This is a genomic window from Micromonospora sp. WMMD712 (genome assembly GCF_029581295.1).
Lineage (GTDB): Bacteria > Actinomycetota > Actinomycetes > Mycobacteriales > Micromonosporaceae > Micromonospora > Micromonospora carbonacea.
The window spans coordinates 2,466,217-2,490,444 of sequence record NZ_CP120743.1 but is presented as its reverse complement, the minus strand read 5'-3'; the positions used below and the strand labels follow the sequence as shown (position 1 = coordinate 2,490,444).

The window sequence follows — 24,228 nt, the reverse complement described above, 5'->3', positions numbered from 1 at the left end:
GGGTCGAGCGCCGGCACGCGGCGCGAGCGCGCCCGCGTGCGGGGGGACAGCCGTCAGACCGGGTCGCCGATGTTGACGCGGGGCTCCGGGGCGCGCATCCGGCGGAAGGTGATCGACCGCATGATCGCGTACAGGTAGAGGGAGCCGAGGCGCTGGTCGGACTTGGGGAAGCGCTCCCGCACCAGCTTCTTGATCTTGCGGCTGATCAGGACCGAGTCGATCACCACGCCGAGGGCGAGCGCCCCCCACAGGATGTTGGACAGCAGCCGGACGACCGGCGGCATCGCCTGGTTGGAGCCGAGCAGCACGATCAGCGCCCCGCCGAAGAACCAGGTGCCCACCGTGCGCCGGGAGTCGACCACGTTGCGGGCCAACAGCCGCTCCGGGCCCCGGTCGCGCGGGCCGCCCTCGCGGCGGAACTCGGAGGCGGACTCGGCGCGCAACTGCCGCCGCCGCTCCCGGGCCTCCTCCTTGCTCAGCGGCTTGGTCGGGCCGGCGGGCCGACGCCCGGCCACCGGCCGCTTCGGCGTCTCGCGGCCCTTGGCCGGGGTGTAGCCCCGGCGGGCGCGCGCGGTCTCCTCGTCGGTCGTCACCGGGGTGACGGAATCCTCGACGAGGTCGGTTGACTTGCGGCGAAACAGCGACGGCACGCGGAAAGGGTAGCCAAACGCCCGCGCCCGGTGCACATCGCGGTGCACCGGGCGCGGGCGGACGTGAGCAGGATTACTGCGGGTGAGGCTACGGGCGCTCGGTGTGGGCGCCCAGGTCGGCCAGCTTCGCCTCGAAGTCCTCGTAGCCGCGGTTGATCAGGTCGACGCCGTACACCCGGGAGGTGCCCTCGGCGGCGAGCGCGGCGATCAGGTGGCTGAACCCGGCACGCAGGTCCGGGATGACCAGGTCGGCGGCGTGCAGCTTGCTCGGGCCGGCGATCACCGCCGAGTGCTTGAAGTTGCGCCGGCCGAACCGGCACGGGGTGCCGCCGAGGCAGTCGCGGTAGACCTGGATGTTCGCGCCCATCGTGTTGAGCGCCTCGGTGTAGCCGAGCCGCTGCTCGTAGACCGTCTCGTGGACGATCGACAGGCCCCGGGCCTGGGTCAGCGCCACGACGAGGGGCTGCTGCCAGTCGGTCATGAAGCCCGGGTGCACGTCGGTCTCCAGCGCCACGGCGTTCAGCTCGCCGCCCGGGTGCCAGAACCGGATGCCGCCCTCCTGGCCCGGGTCGCCCAGCTTCGGCGGCCGGGCGTCGGTCACCTCGTACTCGCCGCCGACGGAGCGGAAGATGTTGAGGAACGTCATCATGTCGGCCTGCTGCGCGCCGAGCACCTCGACGTGCCCGCGGGTGGCCAGCGCCGCCGCCGCCCAGCTCGCCGCCTCGATCCGGTCCGGGATCGGCCGGTGGGTGTAGCCGTGCAGCTTCGGCACGCCCTGGATCTCGATCACCCGGTCGGTGTGCACCTTGATGATCGCGCCCATCTTCTGCAGGATGCAGATCAGGTCGATGATCTCCGGCTCGACGGCGGCGTTGCGCAGCTCGGTGACGCCCTCGGCCATCACGGCGGTGAGCAGCACCTGCTCGGTCGCGCCCACGCTCGGGTACGGCAGCGCGAACTTGGTGCCGTGCAGCCCGTTGGGGGCCGACAGGTGCAGGCCCTCCGGGGTCTTGTCGACCGTGGCGCCGAACTCGCGCAGCGCCTGGAGGTGGAAGTCGATCGGGCGCGGCCCGATGTGGCAGCCACCCAGGTCGGGGATGAACGCGTGGCCGAGCCGGTGCAGCAGCGGCCCGCAGAACAGGATCGGGATGCGGCTGGAGCCGGCGTGCACGTTGATCTGGTCGGTGCTGGCGCTCTCGACGTTGGCCGGGTCGAAGACCAGCTCACCGTCCTCGGCGCCGTCGGTGACCTTGACGCCGTGCAGGCCGAGCAGCCCCCGCACGACCTCGACGTCGCGGATCCGCGGCACGTCGAACAGCCGGCTGGGGCTGTCGCCCAGCAGGGCGGCGACCATCGCCTTGGAAACCAGGTTCTTCGCGCCGCGCACGCGGATCCGCCCTTCGAGCGGAGTGCCTCCGTGTACGACCAGGACGTCGTCGGTCAACGCAACCTCCAGCGCGTCGGTGCTGCCGTAGTTGATGGTGATGCGGGCGATATGGGGGTTACCCGTGATGCGGCCGGATGAAAACGGGCGCGTGTGTCGTCGCCCCGGCAGCATAGCCCTCGGTGACGAAAATGGAGACGGTCACCGTGCGCCGGAGGGCACGAATCGGCGCTTCCGGCACCATAAGGTGCTGGACCGGTCACGCAGGGTGGTCAGGTGCTCGCCGGGGGCGGGGTGTCCGCGCCGGGGAGGGCGAGCATCCGGTCCAGTGCCACCCGGGCGTGGTGCGCGGTGTCGGCGTCCACGGTGATCTGGTTGACCACCCGGCCCGCCACCAGCTCCTCCAGGGCCCACACCAGGTGCGGCAGGTCGATCCGGTTCATCGTGGAGCAGTAGCAGACCGCCTTGTCCAGGAACATGATCTGCTTGTCCGGGTGGGCCAGCGCCAGCCGGCGCACCAGGTTCAGCTCGGTGCCGACCGCCCACGCCGAGCCGGCCGGGGCCGCCTCGATGGCCCGGATGATGTATTCCGTCGAGCCCACGTGGTCGGCGGCGGTGACCACCTCGTGCCGGCACTCCGGGTGCACCAGCACGTTGACCCCCGGCACCCGTGCCCGCACGTCCTCGACGCTGTCGAGGGTGAACCGGCCGTGCACCGAGCAGTGCCCGCGCCACAGGATCATCTTCGCGTCGCGCAGCTGCTCCGGGGTCAGCCCGCCGCCCGGCTTGTGCGGGTCGTAGAGGACGCAGTCGTCCAGCGACAGCCCCAGCTCCAGCACTGCGGTGTTGCGGCCGAGGTGCTGGTCGGGCAGGAACAGCACCTTCGACCCCTGCTCGAACGCCCAGTCCAGCGCCCGCTTCGCGTTCGACGAGGTGCACACCACGCCGCCGTTGCGGCCGACGAAGCCCTTGATGTCCGCCGACGAGTTCATGTAGGTCACCGGGACCGTCTGCGCCGCGACGCCCAGCTCGGTCAGCGTGTCCCAGGCGGACTCCACCTGGGTCAGCACGGCCATGTCCGCCATCGAGCAGCCGGCGGCCAGGTCGGGCAGGACCACCCGCTGCCGCTCGGAGGTGAGGATGTCGGCGCTCTCGGCCATGAAGTGCACGCCGCAGAAGACGATGTATTCCGCGTCCGGCCGGGCCGCCGCCTCGCGGGCCAGCTTGAACGAGTCGCCGGTCACGTCGGCGAACTGGATCACCTCGTCGCGCTGGTAGTGGTGGCCCAGCACGAAGACCTTGTCACCCAGCTTCGCCTTGGCCGCCGCGGCCCGCGCCACCAGGTCGGGGTCGCTGGGCGCCGGCAGGTCGCCCGGACACTCCACGCCACGCTCGGTGGCGGGGTCGCTGCCACGGCCGAGCAGCAGCAGGGCCGTCGCGGTGTTGGAGGGTTCCACCCAGGTCGAAGTCACGCCACTCATGGTTCCACAGCCGGGCGACAAGGCAGCCCGCGCCGGTGTGTGCTGCCACACTGCCCAGCGCCGATGTGGCCTGCCACACTGCTCGGCATGCGCGTGCTGCTCTGCCCCGACAAGTTCGCCGGAACGCTGCCCGCCCAGGAGGTCGCCGCCGCCGTGGCCGAGGGCTGGCGGGAGGTGGCCGACGGCGACGACCTGCTCATCCGCCCCCTCGCCGACGGCGGGCCCGGGTTCGTGGCCGTGCTCGCGGAGGCCCTCGGCGGGCGTCGGGTGCCGGTGCCGACCGTCGACCCGCTCGGTCGCCCCACCGACGGTGAGATCCTGGTCACCGACGACGGCACGGCCTACCTGGAGAGCGCCCAGGCGTGCGGCCTGCACCTGCTCGCCGCCGCCGAGCGCGACCCGAAGGCCACCACCTCGTACGGGCTGGGTGCGCTGGTCACCGCCGCCGTGGAGCACGGGGCCCGCACGGTGGTGGTCGGGCTGGGCGGATCCGGCACCAACGACGGCGGGGCCGGGCTGCTGACCGCGCTGGGCGTCACCCCGCTCGACGGGGCCGGCCGGGCCCTGCCGTACGGCGGGGCGGCGCTGGCGGCGGTCGCCGGGCTCGACGGCGCGCCCCGGCTGCGCGGGGCCACCCTCGTCGCCGCCACCGACGTCGACAACCCCCTGCTCGGGCTGCACGGGGCCAGCAACGTCTACGGCCCGCAGAAGGGCGCGACCCGCGAGGACGTGCTGCTGCTCGACGCCGCGCTGGAGCGCTTCGCGGGCGTACTCGAAAAGGACCTGCCGGGGTGCCCGCCCGGCCTCGGCGCGCTGCCCGGCGGGGGAGCGGCCGGGGGCCTCGGCGCGGCGATCCTCGCCCTCGGCGGCCGGTGCGCCTCCGGCATCGGCCTGGTCACCGAGGCCATCGGCCTGCCCGCCGCGCTCGACGCCGCCGACCTGGTGATCACCGGGGAGGGCTCCTTCGACCACCAGTCGCTGCGCGGCAAGGTCGTGGCCGGGGTGGCCGGGGCCGCCCGGGACCGGGGCGTGCCCTGCGTGGTGCTGGCGGGGCAGGTGAGCACCGGGCGGCGCGAGGCCGCCTCGGCGGGCGTCACCGACGCGTACAGCCTGGTGGAGCACTTCGGCGGCGAGGAGCGGGGCGGGCTCGACGCGGCGCTGAGCCGCCCGGCGGAGGGGCTGCGCCAGCTCGGCGCGCGGCTGGCCCGCCAGTGGAGCCGCTGAGCGCCCGCAGCGTGCCCGCCGCCCGGGGCCGGCCCGCCGCCGGGCAGGCCCGGCCTGGGGCCCCGGTCACGTCGACCGGGTGGTCCCGGCGGGGGCGGCGTACCATCGGATCTGCGAACACATCGGGAATCACTGGGCGACGGACGACGTTGGCCAGTGCGTCCAGACCCAGACCGCGCAGGGAGATTTCCACGTGACCACGCCAGCGCAGACCGAGTCGACCGAGGCCAAGGCCCCTACTTCCGTCGTCCTCACCGACGTCGCGGCGCAGAAGGTCAAGGCCCTGATCGAGCAGGAGGGCCGCGACGACCTGCGGCTCCGGGTGGCGGTGCAGCCGGGCGGCTGCTCCGGCCTGCGGTACCAGCTCTTCTTCGACGAGCGTTCGCTCGACGGTGACGTCGTCACCGACTACGACGGCGTCGAGGTCGTCGTCGACCGGATGAGCGCCCCCTACCTGGCCGGCGCCACGATCGACTTCGCCGACCGGATCGACGCCCAGGGCTTCACGATCGACAACCCCAACGCGGGCAACTCCTGCGCCTGCGGCGACTCGTTCAGCTGAGTCCCGCCTGACCTCAGCCGGTCGGCCTGGCCGCCTCCGGCTGGGTCCCGCTCGTCCGGCAACGGCGGGGCCGCCCCGGGACGGGGTGGCCCCGCCGTCCGTTTTTCCGCGCGGCCCTACCGTCCGTGTCTCCCGGCCACGGGCGTGACCGGCACGGATCCGTCCCGGCTCCGCGCAGGGTGACGGAAAGGTGAGCGGAAGGTGACCGCCGCCCGTCCGACCCCCGACCACGACACCGGGCGGACCGGTAGGCTGACCCGCGCCGTGCTCCCGACCGCGAGGGTTGACATGAAGATCGCCGTGACCGGCTCGATCGCGACCGACCACCTGATGAGCTTCCCCGGCCGGTTCGCCGACCAGCTCATCGCCGACCAGCTCGACAAGGTCTCGCTGTCCTTCCTGGTGGACGACCTGGTGCTGCGTCGCGGCGGGGTGGCCGCCAACATCGCCTTCGGCATGGGCCAGCTCGGCCTGCGCCCGATCCTGCTCGGCGCGGTCGGCGCGGACTTCGCCGACTACCGCTCGTGGCTGGAGCGCCACGGCGTCGACTGCGAGTCCGTGCACGTCAGCGAGGTGGCGCACACGGCCCGCTTCGTCTGCACCACCGACACCGACATGTGCCAGATCGCCTCCTTCTACGCGGGGGCGATGAGCGAGGCGCGCAACATCGAGCTGGCCCCGGTCGCGCAGCGGCTCGGCGGGCTCGACCTCGTCCTGGTGGGCGCCAACGACCCCGACGCGATGCTGCGGCACTCCGCCGAGTGCCGCGAGCGGGGGTACGCCTTCGTCGCCGACCCGTCGCAGCAGCTCGCCCGTATGGACGGCTCCGACGTGGTGGGGCTCATCGACGGCGCCGACTACCTCATGACCAACGAGTACGAGAAGTCGCTGCTCCAGAGCAAGGCGGGCCTGAGCGACGCGCAGCTGCTGGACCGGGTGAAGATCCGGGTGACCACGCTGGGCAGCAACGGGGTGGAGATCGCGGGCCGGGACTTCGACACGATCCACGTGCCGATCGCGCGCGAGGCGCAGGCCGTCGACCCGACGGGTGTCGGCGACGGCTTCCGGGCCGGCTTCTTCGCCGCCCTCTCCTGGGGGCTGGGCCTGGAGCGCGCCGCCCAGGTCGGCTCCCTGCTGGCCACCCTGGTGCTGGAGACGGTCGGCACCCAGGAATACGAGGTGCGCCCCGACGTGTTCGTCAAGCGCCTGGCGGAGTCCTACGGCGACCAGGCGGCCGGCGACATCCGCCCCCACCTCCTCCCGTAGCGGGGGTGCCGTAGCGGTAGTGATCGTCTGCGCCGCACCGGCAACCGCCTCGGCGTGTCGTGCCGGTGGGGCGCAGACGATCAGACGCTGCGCTTCGCATCCGCCCAGCGGCGTCGCCGGGAGGCGGCTCAGGGGTGGCGGCGTCGCCGGGGGGTGGCTCAGGGCTGGCGGGCGGTGGGGGCCGGCGCGCGGGTCGTCCAACATGGCTCACGGGATCGTGGCGGGTGGCAGGGCGTCGATCCAGATCAGGCGCAGCCGACGGCCGGTGCGGGCGAACAGCCGCAGCGCGCTCTCGGCGCTCGTGAAGTGCCCGGTCGCGCTCTGGTCGTCGCAGCGCAGCAGGGCACCCTCGGCGAACGCCATGCCCCAGGCGACGACCTCGCCGTCGACCCGGTCGCCGTGCTCCTCGCAGATCGCGAACCGGTGGGGCGCGAACTCTCTCACCAGCTCGACCAGCATCCGGTGGAGCTCCTCGGGCGTGCCGAGCGGTGGGGTGGGCGGCGGTGCGATGGGCGGCGGTTCGATGGGCGTGCCGGGCGGTGCGATGGGCGTGCCGAGCGGTGCGATCGTCGGATCGGGCATGGCCACCTCCAAAGGTCGGTTGCTATACGTATAGCGTGGATCCTTGCTCGATGGAAGTAGCGACGGCATGATGTTCTCGTCGGTACACGAGCATGGAGGCGATGCATGGGCACGCGAACGGATCCCTCGGCGCTGCGCTGGTTGATCGGGGCCGAGCTCAACCGCTACCGGCGTGAGGCACCGATGACGCTGACCGAGCTGGCGGCCAGCACCGGGATCGGCAAGCCGAAGCTCGGCCACATGGAGACCGGCCGCTACCAGCAGTTTCCCGAGGACATCGCGACCGTGCTGCGGGCCTGCGGCGCGGACGGGGCGGCCATCGAACGGCTCACCTCGCTCGCCAACCGCTCCGACGCGAAGACCTGGTGGGCGCCCTGGGCCGCCGTGATGCCGGACTGGTTCAAGACGTACGTCGGCCTGGAGGGGCTGGCCGACGGCGCGTTCGTGTTCGAGTCCATGGTCATCCCCGGCCTGCTCCAGACCGAGGAGTACGCCCAGGCGCTGACCCTGGGCACCGGCTTCGTCCGACCCGACCACGCCGAGCGGTTCGTGTCCTTCCGGCAGGCCCGCGCCCGGCGGCTCACCGACGACGAGCCGCTCACCCTGCACGCGGTGATCGGCGAGGCGGCGCTGCGGCTGCGGGTCGACGGCGACGCCACCCGGCGGGCGCAGCTCGCGCACCTGGCCGCCATGTCCGAGCTGCCGAACGTGACGGTGCAGGTGCTCCGCCCCGAGGACGGACCGCACGCGGCGACGCCGCTGGGCAAGTTCGTCCTGCTGGACTTCGCCAACGTGCGGCCGATCGCCTACACGGAGGTGCTGGACGGGGCGATGTACGTGCAGGACCCGGACGGCGTGCGGACCTATAGCATGGTGGCCGACAACCTGCGCCAGGTCGCCCTCTCACCCGCCGAGTCGCGCGCGTTGATCAGGGAGCTGGCCGGCGCGTCATAGCCCCTGGAGGCCGCCATGCCCACCACCCCCGACCTCGCCGCCGCCCGCTGGTTCACCAGCAGCCGCAGCGCCAACAACGGCGACTGCGTGGAGTGCGCCGTGCTGCCCGACGTGATGGCGGTGCGGGACAGCAAGGACCCGTCCGGCCCGACGCTCGTCTTCCCGTCCCATCAGTGGACGGCGTTCGTCACGGCAACCACGGCCGGCACCCTCACCCGGCTGCGCCCGGTCTCGTGATCGTCTGCGGCTGACCGGCGCGACACGCCGAGGCGAGCGCCGGTCAGCCGCAGACGATCAGACGCCGCGCTTCGCACCCGCCCAGCGGCGTCGCCGCGAGGCGGCTCAACCGACGCGGCGCACGTCGTAGCCCGGCCCCTCGGCGTGGGCGGCGACGAACTCCTGCCCGCGCATCCGGCACCACGCCGGGATGTCCACGGCCGCCGCCGGGTCGTCGGCGAGCACCCGCAGCACCGCGCCGACCGGCAGCTCCGGCAGCCGCCGGGCCAGCCTGATCACCGGCAGCGGGCACCGCTGCCCCCGGCAGTCCAGCACCTCCGCCGCAGCGGCGGCGGCCTCCTGTGCCGGAGTGCCGGCGGACCCCTCCACCGGCGCGGCGGCCGTTCCCTCCGCGGCTTCCTCCGCCGGTCCGACCCCCCGGCCCGGCCCGCTCACAGCCCCACCACCCCCGCCTCGGCGCGCAGCCCCGCGACGATCCCGGGCAGCTCGGCGAGGAACCGCTCCACGTCGGCGACCGTCGTCTCCCGGTGCAGCGAGACCCGCACGTTGCCGTGCGACAGCACCCCCATCGCCTCCAGCACGTGCGACGGGCGCAGCGTCGACGACGTGCACGACGAGCCGGAGGAGACCGCGAAGCCGCGCCGGTCCAGCGCGTGCAGCAGCGCCTCCCCGTCGACGTACAGGCAGGAGAACGTGACCAGGTGCGGCAGCCGGTCCACCGGGTCGCCGACCACCTCGACGTCGGGCACCTCCGCCGCCACCCGGGCCCGGATCCGGTCCACCAGCGGCGACAGCCGGGCCGCCTCGGCCGCCGCGTCGGCCGCCGCCGCGCGCAGGCTCGCCGCCGCCGCCACGACCGCCGGCAGGTTCACCACCCCGGGGGTACGCCCCGACTCCCGCTCGTCCGCCGGCCACGGCGACTCCCAGCGGGTGCCCTTGCGCACCACCAGCAGCCCGACGCCCGGCGGCCCGCCCCACTTGTGCGCGCTGGCGGTCAGCACCGACCAGCCCGCCGGCACCGGTGCCCGGCCCACGAGCTGCGCCGCGTCGACGTACAGCGGCACCCCGGCGGCGGCGCACGCGGCGGCTGCCCCAGCGACCGGCTGCACCGTGCCGACCTCGTGGCTGGCCCCGATCAGCGCCGCGAGGGCTACCCCCGGCGCGCGGACCGCGGCGGCGAACGCGTCCAGGTCGAGCCGGCCGAGCCGGTCCACCGGCACCGACACGGCGCTGCCGCCGCCGGCCACGTGCCGCTGCGCGGCGTGCAGAACGGCCGAGTGCTCGATCGCCGAGTGCACCACCGTCGCGCCCACCCGTCGCCGCCCGGCCAGGCCACCGAGCACCGCCGAGTGCGCCGCCGCCGTACCGCTGGGGGTGAAGGACAGCTCGTCGGCGCGGACGCCGAGCGTCGCCGCGGCGGCCTCCCGGGCGGCGTCGAGGAGCTGGCGGGCCCGGCGGGCCTGGCCGTAGAGCCGGGCCGGGTCCGCCCAGCCGTCGTCGAGGGCGGCCAGCAGCGCCTGCCGGGCGACCGGGTGCGGCGGGGCGGCGGTGGCCGCGTCCAGGTAGACCGGGGATGCGCTCACGGCCCGACGCTATCGCGCCGGCACGCCGACGATCCCCCCGAAGGGGGCGTACGGCCACCCCAACACGGCTCTGCCCGTCATGGTCGAGTAATCTGCGACCGTCGGTGACGCCTTTGCCGCTGGTACGGGGACAACCAACCGCCACGGCGCGCTAGGGAGGCAGGACCAGGTGGTCGCAAGGAGTTCGGAGGTACGGCCCCCGGCCGTACGGCACAGCGCTTCTCCGGGAGCCGGTGGACGCCGCCGGCGTGGCGCTGGTCGGCTCGCCGGGCTCGGCCTCGGCGGCGCGGCGCTGCTGGTCTCGCTCACGGGCTGCGACGTCGGCAAGACGTTCGGCGGCTTCGGCTGGCCGCAGGGCGGGATCACGCCCGAGGCGAACCGGATGTACGACCTGTGGATCGCGTCCTGCATCGCGGCGCTCGCGGTCGGCGTGTTCGTCTGGGGCCTGATCTTCTGGTGCGTCGTGCGCTACCGCAAGCGGGGCAACGAGCTGCCGGTGCAGACCCGCTACAACCTGCCGATGGAGTTCCTCTACACGATCGCCCCGATCCTGATCGTGTCGGTTCTCTTCTACTACACGGCGGTCGTGCAGACCGACGTGGTGCGCACGACGAAGAACCCGGACGTCACCGTCGAGATCGTCGCCTTCAAGTGGAACTGGCAGTTCAACTACCGCGACGGCCAGGGCAAGGACGCCAACACCGTGGCGTCGGTGCTCGGCACCAGCGAGGTCATCCCGATCCTGGTCCTGCCGACCGGCCGGTCCATCCGGTTCGAGGAGACCAGCAAGGACGTCGTGCACTCCTTCTGGGTGCCGGAGATGCTGTTCAAGCGGGACGTCATGCCCGGCAACATCCGCAACGTCTTCGAGGTCTCCAGCCTCGACGCCGAGGGCGCCTACGTGGGCCGCTGCGCCGAGCTGTGCGGCAGCTACCACGCCTTCATGAACTTCGAGCTGCGCGTCGTCTCCCCGCAGCAGTACGACCAGTTCCTTGCCGCCAAGCGCGACGGCAAGTCGACGCAGGAGGCGCTCACCGCCATCGGCGAGGACCCGTACGCCAGCACGACCAAGCCGTTCGACACGCGGCGCAACACGGCCAACTTCAACCCCGACGACGTCGCGGCCGGCACGGGAAGCTGAGGGAACGGGCATGAAGACCGAGTGGCGTATCTTCCTGATCATCGCCGGGTTCCTCCTCGGCGCGACGATCCTCTACGGCGCCTGGACGTACGGCGACTCCGGCGGCCAGGTCGAGTGGGTCGGCACCGTGGCGCTGCTGCTGTCGTTCCTGCTCTGCTCGATGTGCGGCGGCTTCTTCTGGTTCGTCTCCCGCCGCATCGACCTGCGCCCGGAGGACCGGCCCGACGGCGAGATCGCCGACGGCGCGGGCGAGATCGGCTTCTTCAGCCCGGGCAGCTACTGGCCGTTCGGGCTGGCGCTGGCCGCCGCGCTCGCCGGCCTGGGCCTGGTCTTCTGGCAGTTCTGGCTGCTGGGCCTGGGTCTGGTGGCGGTCGTCTTCGCCGCCTGCGGCCTGCTCTTCGAGTACTACAGCGGCACCCGGCGCACCGCCGAGCACTGAGCACCCGCCGGCTTATGGAAGAAGCCCGCGTCCCCGGTGAGGGGACGCGGGCTTCTCCGCGTCGGGGACCGGCCGGGGCGAGAGGACGCTTCGCGGCGTGTGGTCGGACCGATGATCGACTCCATGTCGCCGACATGGCGGTGTCAGCGGGGCCCGGTTACCGCCATGTCGCCGACATGGCCGACACCCATCCGGGTCGGGCCGGGTCAGGCCGCGCGGCGGGGGGCGTGGGCGGTGCCGGTGGCGAGCCGGGTCGCCGGGAACGTGAACGTGGCGATCAGCAGCGCCGTGCCGCAGCCGGTGCAGACCAGCTCCGGGCAGTCGACGCCGTGGCCGTCGGCGCACGGCGGGGTCTCGAACGGCCGCACGCCCTCGCAGGTGTCGCAGTGGAGCTCGCGGTCGGACACGGCGTCTCCTCTCCTGGCCGGGGCATGAGAATCACTCGGCTGTAGTTTCCCACGGGAGTCCGACAATTCCCGTCAGGGGCGGGCCGAACGGCGCTCGCGTCGGCGGAGCGGGCTGGACGGCGCTCGCGTCGGCGGGGCGGGCCGAGGCGGCGGCTCAGGCGGAGCGGGCCACCTCGACCCAGCGGTCCAGCACCGCCGCGGCGGCCCCGGAGTCGATCGACGCGGCGGCGCGGGCCATCCCGGCGCGCAGCGCCTCGGTCAGGTCGCCGCCCAGCGGCCCCTGGGTGGCCAGCGCGGCGGCGGCGTTGACCAGCACCGCGTCGCGGACCGGGCCCGCCTCGCCGGCCAGCAGCCGACGGGCCACCCCGGCGTTGTACGCCGCGTCACCGCCCCGCAGGTCGGCGAGGGTCACCCGGGGCACCCCGAGGTCCGCCGAGTCCAGCAGCGCCTCCCGCACGGTGCCGCCCTGGGCCGCCCAGACCCGGGTCGGCGCGGCGGTGGTGAACTCGTCGAGGCCGTCCTCGCCGCGCAGCACCAGCACCGAATCGCCCCGGGCGGCGAAGACGGCGGCCATCACCGGGGCCATCCGCGGGTCGAAGCAGCCGACCGCGCCGGCCCGGGGCCGGGCCGGGTTGGTCAGCGGGCCGAGGAAGTTGAAGAACGTCGGGACGCCCAGCTCACGCCGGACGGGGCCGGCGTGCCGCATGCCCGGGTGGAACCGGCCGGCGAAGCAGAAGCCGATGCCGGCCTCGGTCACGCAGCGGGCCACCCCCTCCGGGGTCAGGTCCAGCGGCACGCCCAGGAACTCCAGCAGGTCGGCGGTGCCGCAGGACGACGAGGCGGCGCGGTTGCCGTGCTTGACCACGCGGACGCCCGCGCCGGCCACCACGAGGGCGGCCATGGTGGAGATGTTCACGGTGTGGGCGAGGTCACCGCCGGTGCCGACCACGTCGAGCGCCGACGACCGCAGCTCCTCCGGCAGCTCGACCGGGACCGCCTCGCCGAGCATCGCCTCGACCAGCCCGGCGACCTCGGCCGGCGTCTCGCCCTTGGCCCGCAGCGCGACGGCGAAGCCGGCGATCTGGGCCGGCGCCGCCGAGCCGGACATGATCTCGCCCATCGCCCAGGCGGTGTCCGCGGTGGTGAGTTCCTCCCCGCGCAGCAGCGCGCCGAGCAGGTACGGCCAGTTCCGTTCGCCCATGGCGGGCCTCCCGAGCGGGCGTGGGGGTGCGGAGGGACGGGTGCCGCCCGGGGCGCGGGCCGGCACGACCGGGCCGGCGACGCCGGTGGCGTGCGGGCCGGGGCGACCCAGGTGGGGGCGACTCAGGCGGGGGCGTGGCTGCGCAGCAGCTCGGCCACGGTGGCGCCGGTGGTCACCGGGTCGAGCGGGTGCACGAGGGTGGCGTCGACCTCGGCGTACGCGGCCAGCCAGCGGTCGGCGGCACGGGCGATCACCAGGCAGGTCGGGGGAGCGTCGTCCCGGTCGTCCTTGATCTGCCGGGCGATGCCGAGGCCGCCGCCGGGGCTCGCCTCGCCGTCGAGCAGCATCAGGTCGATCTCGTACTCGTCGACCAGCCGCACGCACCCGGCGTAGTCGGAGGCGTCGACGAACTCGACGCGCAGCCCGGGGGCCGGGCGGGTGCCGACGGCCAGCCGCATCCGGTCACGGACCTGCGGGTCGTCGCTGTAGAGCAGGACGGTGCAAAGACGATCGCTCATCGCTGGCTGACTCCCACCTCGTAGCTGCCGAGCATCGTACCCGCCACCGCCGGGCAGCCGATGTCCTGCCCGGGCGGGCCGGTGGTCGTACCGGAATCCGCTGGTCAGGCCGGGGACTTCGCGGCCTGGTCGGCGCGCTCGCGGGCCTCCTGGCGGTCCAGCTCGCGGTCGAGCCGGCGGGCCTCCCGCTCCGACTGGCGCACCCACTGCACCACCAGGACCGCGAGCATCGTCACGCTGACGAACTCGCCGCCGGCCCACAGGATGCCCCCGGCGACCACCTGGTCGGCGGCGGGGTCGGACCAGGTGAGGCCGAGCGACGGGTACCAGTCGCCGCCGAACAGCGTGGTGCTCTGCATGATCGTGAGCCCGAGCACGGTGTGGAACGGCACCGACAGCACCATCAGCAGCGCCCGCGCCGGGTACGGCCAGCGCCCCGGCAGCGGGTCGAGCCCGAGCAGCGGCCAGAAGAACACGCAGCCGGTCATGATGAAGTGCGCGTGCACCAGCTCGTGCGCCCAGGCGTGTTCGAGGGTGTAGCGGTAGAGGTCGCTGAAGTAGAGCGCGAACGGGTTCACCACGAAGATGGCGAACGCCACCAGCGGGAACGTGTAGACCCGGGCGACACGGCTGTGCACGATCGCCAGCAGCCGCTTGCGCGGCCCGACCGGCAGGGTGCGCAGCGCCAGGGTGACCGGCGCGCCGAGGGCCAGGAAGATGGGGGAGACCATCGACAGCACCATGTGCTGCACCATGTGCACCGACAGCAGCGCGGTGTCGTACGCGTGCAGGCCGCTGACGGTGACCGCCGCGATGCCGCCGAGGCCGGGGCCGAGGAAGAAGACGGTGCGGGAGACCGGCCAGCGGTCCCCGCGCAGCCGCAGCCGGTAGACCCCGTAGAGGTAGAGCCCGGCGGCGAGCACCAGCCCGAGGGCCAGCCAGCTGTCCAGCCGGGTCTCGGTGAACACGCGGGCCACGGTGAACGGCGGCGGCAGCGGGTCCCCGCCGGCCGCGAGCGCCCCGGGCGCGGCGACCGCCGAGGTGGCGGCGAGGATCTGAGCGACGTGCTGCACGCGTTTCAGGCTAGGCCAGGCGAACCGGACCGCCACGATCGGGCCACCGACGCCACGGGTTTGGCCCCCCGCTGATCGCCGGCCGTGGTCAGGGGCAATAATGACCGCGTGACTGCGGCCCCAGCCATTGACAAGAGCCGGATCCACTCCCTGACGCGGCCCAACATGGTCAGCGTCGGGACGATCGTGTGGCTCTCCAGCGAACTCATGTTCTTCGCGGCGCTGTTCGCGATGTACTTCTCCATCCGCGCGGCGGCGCCGGAGCAGTGGGCGAAGCACACCGAGCACCTCAACATCCCGTACGCGACCACCTTCACGGTGATCCTGGTGCTGTCCTCGGTGACCTGCCAGCTCGGGGTGTTCGCCGCCGAGAAGGGTGACGTCCACGCCCTGCGGCGCTGGTTCACGATCACCTTCGTGATGGGTCTGATCTTCGTGCTCGGTCAGCTGAACGAGTACGTGACCCTGGTGCACGAGGGCGTGAAGATCAACGCGGACGGGTACGGGTCGATGTTCTACCTGACCACCGGCTTCCACGGCCTGCACGTGACCGGCGGCCTGGTCGCCTTCATCATCTTCATGGTCCGCACGACCATGGGCCGGTTCACCCCGGCGCAGGCCACGTCGGCGATCGTCGTGTCGTACTACTGGCACTTCGTCGACGTCGTGTGGATCGGCCTCTACGCCATGATCTACTGGCTTCAGTGATCTTGGCGCGTCACAAACCGCGCCGCTGCCCCGTCCTCTGAGACAAGGTCCCACCGGTTAAGGACACAGGTCATGACTTCTGACAACGACCGCCGACGCGGTCTGCTCGCGCGGTTGCGCGGCGGGCGGTCCGCAGCGCGCAGCAGGGGCCGCCGCCGGCTGGGCGCCGCGGTCCGCCTGATCGCCGCGCTCACGCTGGCCGGCGGCGCCTACACCGTCTTCGCCCCCGGCGTGCAGGCGCAGGAAAACCCGCCGCTCACCGGCGCCGCCGCCGAGGGCAAGGCGCTGTTCGACGTGAGCTGCGTGACCTGCCACGGCCGTAACGCGCAGGGTGTCGAGGGTCGTGGCCCGAGCCTGATCGGGGTCGGCTCGGCCTCCGTCGAGTTCCAGGTGAGCTCCGGCCGGATGCCGATGGCCCGGCAGGAGGCGCAGGCCATGCGCAAGCCGCCGGTCTTCACCGACGAGCAGGTCCGCCAGCTCGGCCAGTACGTCCAGGAGCTCGGCGGGGGTCCGCAGGTCCCCGAGGGCGACCTGCGCGAGGGCGCCAACCTGGCCACCGGCGGCGAGCTGTTCCGGATCAACTGCTCGCAGTGCCACGCCTTCGGTGGCGGTGGCGGCGCGCTCTCCTCCGGCAAGTACGCGCCGAGCCTGCGCCCGGCCAGCGACCGCCAGATCTACGCCGCGATGCTCAGCGGCCCGCAGAACATGCCGGTGTTCGGCGACAACCAGATCACCCCGGAGCAGAAGGCGGACATCATCGCCTACATCCAGGACACCCTGAAGCACGACCAGGACCAGGGTGGCTTCAACCTCGGCCGGTACGGGCCGTCCACCGAGGGGCTGGCGATCTTCCTGATCGGCATCGTCGCGCTCGTCTTCGCCAGCCTGTGGATCGCGGGCAAGTCGTGACCGAGCGGATCATTCGATTCAGCGCTGCGGTGCCGCGGTCCGGCACCGCCCGTAGCGAGGTGACGGCATGAGCACCAAGACCGAGCACCAGGCCCACCAGGGCCCGGAGCCGCTCGACGTCCACGACCCGCGGCTGAGCCGGTTCGACATCGTCCGGGAGGGCGCGCGCCGGGACGACATCGAGATCGTCCACTACGAGGAGCAGGTCGTCCCGGGCAGCAAGGCCGAGCGCCGGCTGACCCGCACGGTCGCCTCGATGTTCCTGCTGACCGGCCTGGCCGCCACCGCCTTCCTGGTCGTCTACATCTGGTGGCCGTGGGAGTACGAGCCGGGCACCGGCGGGGACAAGTACTACACCCCGCTGCTCGGCCTCACCCTCGGCGTCGCCCTGCTGGGCATCGGCTTCGGCATCCTGACCTGGGGCAAGAAGCTGCTGCCCAAGGAGGTGTCGATCCAGGACCGGCACGAGAACGACCCGAACGTGGCGGAGAGCCGCAAGATCACCGGCGAGACGATGCTCTACCTCGCCGACGAGATGGGCGTGAAGCGTCGCCCGCTGCTGGGCATCTCGCTGCTCGCCGGCCTCGCGCCCGTCGGCGCGGTCGCGGCGGCCCCGCTGGTCGGCGGCCTGATCTCCAACCCGCACAAGAACAACCAGATGTTCACCACCGGCTTCGCGCCGGCCGACGGCCGCAAGATCCGGCTGGTCCGCGAGGACGGCCGGCCGATCCGCCCGGCGGACATCAGCGCCGGCGGCCAGCTCACCGTCTTCCCCGGCATCGAGCACGGGGTGAGCAACAAGCACGCCGACTCCCCGACGCTGCTGATCCACCTGCGGGAGTCCGACGCCCAGGTCTCCCGCGAGGCCAACCAGCGGGTCGGCCACGGGAACTACATGTGGGGCAACTACGCGGCGTTCTCCAAGATCTGCACGCACGCGGGCTGCCCGGCGAGCCTGTACGAGCAGCAGACCAACCGGCTGCTCTGCCCGTGCCACCAGTCGCAGTTCCTGATCACCGACAACGCCCGGCCGGTCTTCGGCCCCGCGAGCCGGCGGCTTCCGCAGCTGCCGATCGAGGTGGACGACGAGGGCTTCTTCGTGGCGCGGTCGGACTACACCGAGACCGTCGGGCCTGACTTCTGGGAGCGGCCGTGAAGCGTCGTAAGTTGGACATGGCCTCCGTTCCGGGCAAGGCCGCGGTGGGGGTGGACGACCGCTTCGGGGTCTCCACGCCGCTGCGCAAGCTGCTGAACAAGGTCTTCCCCGACCACTGGTCGTTCCTGCTCGGCGAGATCGCGCTGTTCTCGTTCGTCGTGCTGCTGCTGACCGGCGTCTTCCTGACGTTCTTCTACGAGCCGGCGATGACCGAGGTGGTCTACAACGGCAGCTACGCCCCGCTGCGGGGCACGCCGATGTCGGCCGCGTACGCCTCCAGCCTGGACATCTCGTTCGACGTCCGCGGCGGCCTGATCATGCGGCAGATGCACCACTGGTCGGCGCTGCTGTTCATGGCCGCGATCGTCGTGCACATGCTGCGGGTCTTCTTCACCGGCGCGTTCCGCAAGCCGCGCGAGACCAACTGGATCATCGGCTCGCTGCTGTTCTGGGTCGGCTTCCTGGCCGGCTTCACCGGCTACTCGCTGCCGGACGACGGCCTCTCCGGCACCGGTCTGCGGATCGCCTCCGGCATCATGCTGTCGATCCCGGTGATCGGCTCCTGGGTCACCTCGTCGATCTTCGGCGGGGAGTTCCCCGGCGAGATCATCATCAGCCGGTTCTTCATCGCCCACGTGCTGCTCATCCCGGGCCTGCTGGTGGCGCTGATCAGCGCCCACCTCGGCCTGGTCTTCAAGCAGAAGCACACCCAGTGGCCCGGCCCCGGCCGGACCAACGACAACGTGGTCGGCGAGCGGATGTTCCCGCGCTACGCGCTCAAGCAGGGCGGCTTCTTCATGGTCGTCTTCGGCGTGATCGCGCTGATGGGCGGCCTGTTCCAGATCAACCCGATCTGGTATTTCGGCCCGTACGAGGCGTGGGTGGTCTCGGCCGCCAGCCAGCCCGACTGGTACGTCATGTTCCTCGACGGCTCGACCCGCCTCATGCCCGCGTGGGAGATCAACATCCCGATCGGCGACGGGTACGTCATCCCGCCGCTGTTCTGGCCCACCGTCGTGCTGCCGGGCGTCCTGGTCGGCCTCTCCACGCTCTACCCGTTCGTGGAGGCCCGCCGGCTCAAGGACTACCGCAGCCACAACCTGCTCCAGCGCCCCCGCGACGTCCCCGAGCGGACCGCGATCGGCGCGATGGCGGTGGCGTTCTACATCGTGCTGACCCTCTCCGGCGGCAACGACGTGATCGCGGACAAGTTCCACATCAGCCTCAACGCGATGACCTGGGCGGGCCGGATCGGCCTGCTGGTGATCCCGCCGCTGGCGTACTACGTGACCTACCGGATCTGCCTCGGCCTCCAGCAGCACGACCGGGAGGTGCTGGCGCACGGCGTGGAGACCGGCATCATCCGCCGGCTGCCGGACGGCCGGTTCGAGGAGGTCCACCAGCCGCTGGCCGCCGGTGGCCACGACGGCCACGGCGAGCTGGAGTACGCCGGCTGGGTGGTGCCCAAGAAGATGAACCGGCTCGGTGCCCTCGGGCCCGCCATCCGGGGCTTCTTCTACCCCATCGAGAAGCCGGCCGAGGCGCCGGTCTCGCCGGGGCACCCGCCGGTCGAGCCCCGGCCGGAGCGCAAGGAGATCACCAGCGGGGACACCCGCCGCTGACCCTCCCGCAAGCCGCACGTGGCGTCCGCCGGTTCCTCGGCGGACGCCACGTCCCGTTTCCGCCCCCGGGCGTCCGCCGGGCGTCGCCGGCACCCCGGCGCCTCCCGCGAGGCGGCTGCGGGTTCGCAGGGTTAATCCGGGTCAGCCGGGTATCCGTGCGGTCCAACGAAAAAGGGGGAGGGAAACATGTTGGGTCTCAAGCGCCTCGGACTGCTCGCCGCCCTGGTGGTGGCGGGGCTGGCGCCCGCGGCGGCGGCTCAGGCCGCACAGCCGTCGACGCAGGACAGCCAGTACCTGCAGGCGCTGCACCAGGTGAACCTCGCGGAGATCGAATCCGGGAACCTGGCGCAGCAGAAGGGTCAGAACCAGCAGGTCAAGGACCTGGGTGCCCAGTTCGTGACGGACCACACCCAGCTCGACCAGACGGTGCAGGACACCGCGCAGCAGCTCAACGTCAAGCTGCCGGGTGCCCCGACCGCCGACCAGCAGAAGGTCATCAACAAGCTGAAGAAGCTCAGCGGCGCCGAGTTCGACAAGGCGTGGGTGACCGCCGAGCTGGCGGGTCACGTCCAGGCCATCCAGGCCACCCAGACGGAGATCTCGCAGGGCACCGAGCAGTCGGTGGTCCAGCTGGCCCAGAACGCCCTGCCGGTGCTCCAGGCGCACTACGACGCGCTGGTGGCCCTGGCCCAGACCCTCGGCGTCCCGGTCCCGCAGACCAGCGCCAGCGGCACGCCCAGCCCGGGCGCGACCACCACGACGCCCGCTCCGGGCGGCAGCAGCGAGGCCCCGACGCCGGGCGGCACCTTCGAGTCGCCGACCCCGGAGAACACCGAGACGCCGGCCCCGAGCGTGAGCTGACGTCGAGACACCCAGGCGGTAGCCAGTCCACCCGACCGGTGGGCTGGCTACCACCGTCGTGGCGTCGCAGGGCCGCGGCGGCGCGGGTCGGGTCAGTCGGTGCCGGCCAGCCCGATCGCGAACGCCTCCTCCAGGTCGTGCTGGGAGTAGGCCCGGAAGGCGATGTGCGACTCGGTGTTGATCACGCCGGGCACCTTGGAGATGCTGCCGGCGATGACCTGGGCGATCTGGTCGAACTCCCGCACCCGCACGATGGCGATCAGGTCGACGTGCCCGGCCACCGAGTAGACCTCGCTCACCCCGGGCAGGGCCGCCAGGTTCTCGGCCACCTCGGGGATCGAGTCGGTGGCGCAGTCGATCAGGACGATCGCGGTGATCACTGGTCTGCCCTTCGTCGCGCGGTGCACGCCACGCCGGTGGTGGCGTCGACGACCATCGTAGGCCCGTCCAACTGATCCTGGGCAGCGGTGGGGCGTGACCCGTCGGCGGCACCTGCGCCGGCTACTCTCCGCGATCGTCGTGAGGGCTCTCGCGGGCGCGGACTTGTCTCACTCTGCGCTACCGTCCTCGGGCCCCGGCCGACATCTCCCGCCTCCTTTGCTCTGCACCCACGGGCGCAACACCGCGTGGAGCTGCGTGAATGTGTGGCAGTGAGGTGGGTGGAGACGGTGACCCGATCACGTCGGGCGACCGATGCGTGGATGGGTGCAGAGCAAAGGGGACGGAAACAGCGGGTGGGGTCGGCGAGGCCCCGATCACGATCCGTCACGCACTCGGGCGCGACCTGGATACCGCAGCCGATCAAAGCGGGCCGGGGCAGGCCGAGGCGGACCGGGCGGGCCGGGGGCAGGCCGAGGCGGACCGGGCGGGCCGGGGCAGGTCGGGGCGGGGGACCCGAGCCGGCCGGGGTGGGCCAGGGCTCAGCGGGGCTCCGCCGCGACGGTCAGGCCCCCGGCGACGCGGACCACCCCGGTCAGGTGCTCCCCGGCGGCCACCTCCGCGCCCGGCCAGAGCACCGACCGGGTCACCTCGCCCCGCACGGTGGCCCCCGCGCCCACCACCGCCTCCCGGCAGCGGCCGGTGACCGAGGCGGTCGGGTCGACCAGGTTGCCGCCGCCCGCCGCGTGCAGGTTGGCCGCCAGGTAGTCGGCGGGCGTGCCGGTGTCGTAGAAGGTGCCGGCGTAGGGCACGACGGTCAGCGCCCCGGCCGCCTCGGCCGGCCGCCACACCGCCCGGACCAGGTCGCCCGGCTCTGCCGTGAGGCCCCGCACCAGCCGCCACGGCAGCAGCGAGAAGCCGGTGAAGCGGTGGCCCGAGAAGGTGCCGGGGGCGGCCGGGTCGTCGGCGGGCTGGCCGAGCAGGCGTACGGTCTCGCCGTCCCAGCCGGCGAGCAGCGCGGCGACGTCCGGCCCCGGGCCGGCCGCCGGGTCGGCGAGGTACGCGTCGGCGTTGCCGACCAGCACACCCCGGCCGGCGATCCAGTCCCGCAGGTTGCCCACCCCGCCGGCCGTGCCGAGCGGGGCGCCCGGCTCGACCGAGAGGTGGGCCCGGTCGCCGACGTGCGCGACGACCTGGTCGCCGAGGTAGCAGGCGTTCACCGCCACCCGGGCCGGGCCGGCGAGGCCGAGCCCGGCGAGCCGGGCCAACGCCCGGTCGAGCAGCGGCACGTTGCCCACCGGGCAGAGCGCCTTCGGTAGCCGTGCGGTGAGCGGACGCAGCCGGGTCCCCTCGCCGGCGGCGAGCACCACCGCGCAGACCTCCGGCGCGCCGGCCGGGCCCACCGAGCGCCCCGGCCCGCCGGCCGCCGGGGTGGTCACGCCGCCGGCCCGGACGGTGCCTCGCCGGCGCGCGGCCCGATGCCGTAGCGGCCCAGCAGGTTCGCCGTGGCGCGGCTCAGCCTCGGCAGGTCGTCCAACGGGTGCCAGGCGGCCTCGAAGACCTCGGCGCCGTCGACCGTCAGCTTCGTCGTCGACGCCGGCACCTCCGCCTCGAAGACGACGTCCACCCAGCCCTTCGCGTGCACCACGGCGTTCGGCACCGCCGGGCGCAGCCGGTCGGGGGAGAGCCGGACCCCGGACTCCTCGAACAGCTCGCGGGCCGCGCCGACGACCGGCTCCTCGCCGCGTTGCAGCAGGCCCGCCGGCAGTGTCCAGCTGTGGCCGGGGGGCTGGCGCAGCAGCAGCAGGCGGCCGGGGCCGTCGGCCTCGGCGTCGCGGACCAGGGTGACCGCCCCGACGATGTACTTCGGTGTGGCGAGCCGGACCAGCCGGCGGCGCACCGACACGGGCAGTCGGTAGAAGACCTGATAGGCGAAGGCCCGTCCGGTGGCTCGGGAGCGGGGGATCATCGCCTAAGGCTAGTGGCCGGCGTCGGGCGGGTCGGGCACCGGGGGCGGAAGCGTCACTGGCGGTGGTCGACCAGGTCGATGAGCTGCCGGACCACCGCGTCCGGTTCGAGGGCCCGGTCGAAGACCGCCACCAGCAGGGTCTCCAGGTCGGGGTAGCCCAGCTCCTCCGACAGCCGCAGCAGCGGCAGGTCGTTGGCCAGCCCCCGGTCGTGCTTGCGCAGCGCCAGCCCGATCGTGGCCCGGCCGAGGCGGACCTTGTCGGCGATCGAGATGCCCGGCTCGGTGTGCTCGGCGAACCAGCGGTTGATCTGCATCTGCGCGTGCGGGGACTTGACGAAGCCGAGCCACTCCCGGCGGGGGCCCCGCGGGGCGACGTCCGCCTCGAAGCCGGACTCCGCATCGGACTCGGTGAAGATCTCCACCACGTCGCCCTCCTCCAGCTCGGAGGAGAGCGGGGCGAGCCGGCCGTTGATCCGGGCCGCCAGGCAGCGGTCGCCCCGGTCGGGGCCCAGCTCGTAGGCCACGTCGACCGGGGTGGCCCCCGCCGGCAGCACCACCTGCCGCCCCTCGACGACGACCTGGATCTGCGCCTCGGCCAGGTCGCAGCGCAGCGACTCCAGGAACTGCGCCGGGTCGGGGGCCTCCTGCTCCCAGTCGAGCACCCGGCGCAGCCAGTCGAGCTGCTCGGCCTGCCCGGCGGCCCCGGCGGGGCGCGGGAAGCGGAAGTCGGCGGCGATGCCGTACTCGGCGGCGCGGTGCATCTCCTCGGTGCGGATCAGCACCTCGACGGTGCGGTCCTTCGGCCCGCAGACGCTCGTGTGCAGGGACCGGTAGAGGTTGTTCTTCGGGGAGGCGATGAAGTCCTTGAACCGGCCCGGCACGGGCCGCCAGAGGCCGTGCACCGCGCCGAGGGCGGCGTAACAGTCGGTCGCCGGCCCGTCCACGACGATCACGATCCGGGGCAGGTCGAACGGGACGCCGTGCCCGCCGGCGACGGTGTCCTTCCAGATCGAGTAGAGGTGCCGGGGGCGGGGGGAGACCTGGGCGTCGACGCGGCTGCGGCGCAGCGCCACCTTCGCCTTGGCGACCACGTCGTCGAGGTATGCCGACCAGCCGGGCCGGTCGTGCACGAACCGCGCGATGCGGGCGTGCTCCTCGGGCTCCAGGTGCAGCAGCACCACGTCGTCCAGCTCGCGTTTGAGGGTCTGGATGCCGAGCCGGTCGCAGAGCGGGACCAGCACCTCCAGCGTCTTGCGGGCGATCCGCTCCCGCGACGCGGCCGAGCGCACCCCGAGGGTGCGCATGTTGTGCAGCCGGTCGGCCAGCTTGATGATCAGGACCCGGACGTCCTTGCCGGCCGCGACGATCATCTTGCGGGTGGTCTCCGCCTCGGCGGCCTTGCCGTAGAACGCCTTGTCGAACTTGGTCACCCCGTCGACCAGGTGGGCCACCTCGCCGCCGAAGTCCTCCGCGAGGGCCTGGAGGGTGTAGCGGGTGTCCTCCACCGTGTCGTGCAGCAGCGCGGCCACCAGCGTGGTGGCGTCCATGCCCAGCTCGGCGCAGATCTGGGCGACCGCGAGCGGGTGGGTGATGTACGGCTCGCCGCTCTTGCGGAACTGGCCGCGGTGCATGTTCTCCGCGATCGTGTACGCCCGGCGCAGCACCGACGCCTCGGTGCTCGGATGGATGCCCCGGTGCGTGCGGATCAGGTGGGTGACCGGGTCTGTCTCACCGGTGGGCCAGCTCAGCAGCGACCGCAGCCGGCGGGCCAGGGGCAGGTCGCCCGGCTGGGTCGGGAGCGCGCCCCCCAGGGCGGCGCCGTGTCCGGCGTCGACGTCCACGAGGGACACCTCCTCACCCCGGCCCCTCGGTCGCCGGGCACGGCGACGGGAGCAGGCCCACGAAACGGGCAGTACTGCACTT

26 protein-coding genes are annotated in these 24,228 nt (G+C 73.0%); 12 read left to right on the top strand and 14 right to left on the bottom strand.

Features of this window, described 5'->3' with window-relative positions:
- Nucleotides 1–53: 53 nt before the first annotated feature.
- From O7633_RS10360 to nadA, 3 genes are all read right to left on the bottom strand, one after another.
- Nucleotides 54–650, bottom strand: coding sequence for a DUF3043 domain-containing protein (locus tag O7633_RS10360; protein WP_074474806.1), 597 nt, complete (start codon nt 648–650; stop codon nt 54–56).
- 88 nt (nt 651–738) lie between these two features.
- Nucleotides 739–2,094 (bottom strand): UDP-N-acetylglucosamine 1-carboxyvinyltransferase, encoded by a 1,356-nt coding sequence (gene murA, locus O7633_RS10355; RefSeq protein WP_074474807.1) that lies wholly within the window; start codon nt 2,092–2,094, stop codon nt 739–741.
- Nucleotides 2,095–2,306: 212 nt separating this feature from the next.
- Nucleotides 2,307–3,506, bottom strand: coding sequence for a quinolinate synthase NadA (gene nadA / locus O7633_RS10350; protein WP_282327543.1), 1,200 nt, complete (start codon nt 3,504–3,506; stop codon nt 2,307–2,309).
- A 72-nt stretch (nt 3,507–3,578) separates the two neighbouring features.
- Between nadA and O7633_RS10345 the strand changes: the two genes are divergently transcribed.
- From O7633_RS10345 to O7633_RS10335, 3 genes are all read left to right on the top strand, one after another.
- Nucleotides 3,579–4,739, top strand: a complete 1,161-nt coding sequence (locus tag O7633_RS10345) for a glycerate kinase (protein ID WP_176734854.1) — start codon at nt 3,579–3,581, stop codon at nt 4,737–4,739.
- A 193-nt stretch (nt 4,740–4,932) separates the two neighbouring features.
- Nucleotides 4,933–5,301 (top strand): iron-sulfur cluster insertion protein ErpA, encoded by a 369-nt coding sequence (erpA, locus tag O7633_RS10340; RefSeq protein ID WP_013735179.1) that lies wholly within the window; start codon nt 4,933–4,935, stop codon nt 5,299–5,301.
- 288 nt (nt 5,302–5,589) lie between these two features.
- Nucleotides 5,590–6,567, top strand: coding sequence for a carbohydrate kinase family protein (locus O7633_RS10335; protein WP_282328519.1), 978 nt, complete (start codon nt 5,590–5,592; stop codon nt 6,565–6,567).
- 207 nt (nt 6,568–6,774) lie between these two features.
- On the opposite strand, the gene O7633_RS10330 is transcribed toward O7633_RS10335, so the two are convergent.
- On the bottom strand, nt 6,775–7,149 hold the full coding sequence (locus tag O7633_RS10330; protein WP_282327542.1) for a hypothetical protein: 375 nt from the start codon (nt 7,147–7,149) through the stop codon (nt 6,775–6,777).
- A 105-nt stretch (nt 7,150–7,254) separates the two neighbouring features.
- Between O7633_RS10330 and O7633_RS10325 the strand changes: the two genes are divergently transcribed.
- The gene (locus O7633_RS10325; protein ID WP_282327541.1) at nt 7,255–8,103 is read left to right on the top strand and encodes a helix-turn-helix transcriptional regulator; all 849 of its coding nucleotides are present in this window, start codon (nt 7,255–7,257) and stop codon (nt 8,101–8,103) included.
- A gap of 15 nt (nt 8,104–8,118) precedes the next feature.
- Nucleotides 8,119–8,340, top strand: a complete 222-nt coding sequence (locus O7633_RS10320; protein WP_282327540.1) for a DUF397 domain-containing protein — start codon at nt 8,119–8,121, stop codon at nt 8,338–8,340.
- A 105-nt stretch (nt 8,341–8,445) separates the two neighbouring features.
- Here O7633_RS10320 and O7633_RS10315 read toward each other — a convergent pair whose 3' ends face one another.
- Together O7633_RS10315 and O7633_RS10310 are read right to left on the bottom strand one after the other, a co-directional pair.
- The gene (locus tag O7633_RS10315; RefSeq protein ID WP_282328518.1) at nt 8,446–8,709 is read right to left on the bottom strand and encodes a sulfurtransferase TusA family protein; all 264 of its coding nucleotides are present in this window, start codon (nt 8,707–8,709) and stop codon (nt 8,446–8,448) included.
- A gap of 62 nt (nt 8,710–8,771) precedes the next feature.
- A complete protein-coding gene (locus O7633_RS10310; RefSeq protein ID WP_282327539.1) occupies nt 8,772–9,923 on the bottom strand; it encodes an aminotransferase class V-fold PLP-dependent enzyme in 1,152 nt (383 codons plus the stop codon).
- Between the two features lie 169 nt (nt 9,924–10,092).
- Here O7633_RS10310 and coxB point away from each other — a divergent pair, with 169 nt between their 5' ends.
- Complete coding sequence (coxB, locus tag O7633_RS10305; protein ID WP_178065894.1) at nt 10,093–11,064, top strand: cytochrome c oxidase subunit II; 972 nt, start codon at nt 10,093–10,095, stop codon at nt 11,062–11,064.
- 10 nt (nt 11,065–11,074) lie between these two features.
- A complete protein-coding gene (locus O7633_RS10300) occupies nt 11,075–11,503 on the top strand; it encodes a cytochrome c oxidase subunit 4 (RefSeq protein WP_282327538.1) in 429 nt (142 codons plus the stop codon).
- Between the two features lie 206 nt (nt 11,504–11,709).
- Here O7633_RS10300 and O7633_RS10295 read toward each other — a convergent pair whose 3' ends face one another.
- From O7633_RS10295 to O7633_RS10280, 4 genes are all read right to left on the bottom strand, one after another.
- Nucleotides 11,710–11,910: a hypothetical protein gene (locus O7633_RS10295; protein WP_282327537.1), complete on the bottom strand. Its 201-nt coding sequence runs from the start codon at nt 11,908–11,910 to the stop codon at nt 11,710–11,712.
- A 154-nt stretch (nt 11,911–12,064) separates the two neighbouring features.
- Nucleotides 12,065–13,111, bottom strand: a complete 1,047-nt coding sequence (trpD, locus tag O7633_RS10290; protein WP_282327536.1) for an anthranilate phosphoribosyltransferase — start codon at nt 13,109–13,111, stop codon at nt 12,065–12,067.
- Nucleotides 13,112–13,233: 122 nt separating this feature from the next.
- Nucleotides 13,234–13,629 carry a hypothetical protein gene (locus tag O7633_RS10285; RefSeq protein WP_043967169.1) on the bottom strand — a complete coding sequence of 132 codons (396 nt, stop codon included), beginning with the start codon at nt 13,627–13,629 and terminating at the stop codon, nt 13,234–13,236.
- Between the two features lie 104 nt (nt 13,630–13,733).
- Nucleotides 13,734–14,711, bottom strand: a complete 978-nt coding sequence (locus tag O7633_RS10280) for a cytochrome c oxidase assembly protein (RefSeq protein ID WP_178067696.1) — start codon at nt 14,709–14,711, stop codon at nt 13,734–13,736.
- Between the two features lie 99 nt (nt 14,712–14,810).
- Here O7633_RS10280 and O7633_RS10275 point away from each other — a divergent pair, with 99 nt between their 5' ends.
- The 5 genes from O7633_RS10275 to O7633_RS10255 all read left to right on the top strand — a co-directional run bounded on the left by O7633_RS10275 (nt 14,811) and on the right by O7633_RS10255 (nt 19,958).
- Entirely contained in the window at nt 14,811–15,410 is a 600-nt protein-coding gene (locus O7633_RS10275; RefSeq protein WP_043967173.1) for a heme-copper oxidase subunit III, read from the top strand.
- Nucleotides 15,411–15,482: 72 nt separating this feature from the next.
- Complete coding sequence (locus O7633_RS10270; RefSeq protein ID WP_282327533.1) at nt 15,483–16,319, top strand: cytochrome c; 837 nt, start codon at nt 15,483–15,485, stop codon at nt 16,317–16,319.
- A gap of 67 nt (nt 16,320–16,386) precedes the next feature.
- Complete coding sequence (locus O7633_RS10265; RefSeq protein ID WP_043967176.1) at nt 16,387–17,475, top strand: Rieske 2Fe-2S domain-containing protein; 1,089 nt, start codon at nt 16,387–16,389, stop codon at nt 17,473–17,475.
- A complete protein-coding gene (locus tag O7633_RS10260; protein WP_074474820.1) occupies nt 17,472–19,097 on the top strand; it encodes a ubiquinol-cytochrome c reductase cytochrome b subunit in 1,626 nt (541 codons plus the stop codon). The genes O7633_RS10265 and O7633_RS10260 overlap by 4 nt, the downstream gene beginning before the upstream one ends.
- A 186-nt stretch (nt 19,098–19,283) precedes the next feature.
- Nucleotides 19,284–19,958: a DUF4142 domain-containing protein gene (locus O7633_RS10255; RefSeq protein WP_282327531.1), complete on the top strand. Its 675-nt coding sequence runs from the start codon at nt 19,284–19,286 to the stop codon at nt 19,956–19,958.
- A gap of 92 nt (nt 19,959–20,050) precedes the next feature.
- Here the strand turns inward: O7633_RS10255 and O7633_RS10250 are convergent, their stop codons facing one another.
- The 4 genes from O7633_RS10250 to O7633_RS10235 form a co-directional block, all read right to left on the bottom strand.
- Nucleotides 20,051–20,338: an Lrp/AsnC ligand binding domain-containing protein gene (locus tag O7633_RS10250; RefSeq protein WP_043967181.1), complete on the bottom strand. Its 288-nt coding sequence runs from the start codon at nt 20,336–20,338 to the stop codon at nt 20,051–20,053.
- Between the two features lie 540 nt (nt 20,339–20,878).
- Complete coding sequence (locus O7633_RS10245) at nt 20,879–21,775, bottom strand: sugar phosphate nucleotidyltransferase (protein ID WP_282327530.1); 897 nt, start codon at nt 21,773–21,775, stop codon at nt 20,879–20,881.
- On the bottom strand, nt 21,772–22,305 hold the full coding sequence (locus O7633_RS10240) for an NUDIX domain-containing protein (RefSeq protein WP_282327528.1): 534 nt from the start codon (nt 22,303–22,305) through the stop codon (nt 21,772–21,774). The genes O7633_RS10245 and O7633_RS10240 overlap by 4 nt, the downstream gene beginning before the upstream one ends.
- A gap of 53 nt (nt 22,306–22,358) precedes the next feature.
- On the bottom strand, nt 22,359–24,146 hold the full coding sequence (locus tag O7633_RS10235) for an HD domain-containing protein (protein ID WP_278136196.1): 1,788 nt from the start codon (nt 24,144–24,146) through the stop codon (nt 22,359–22,361).
- Nucleotides 24,147–24,228 lie beyond the last annotated feature (82 nt).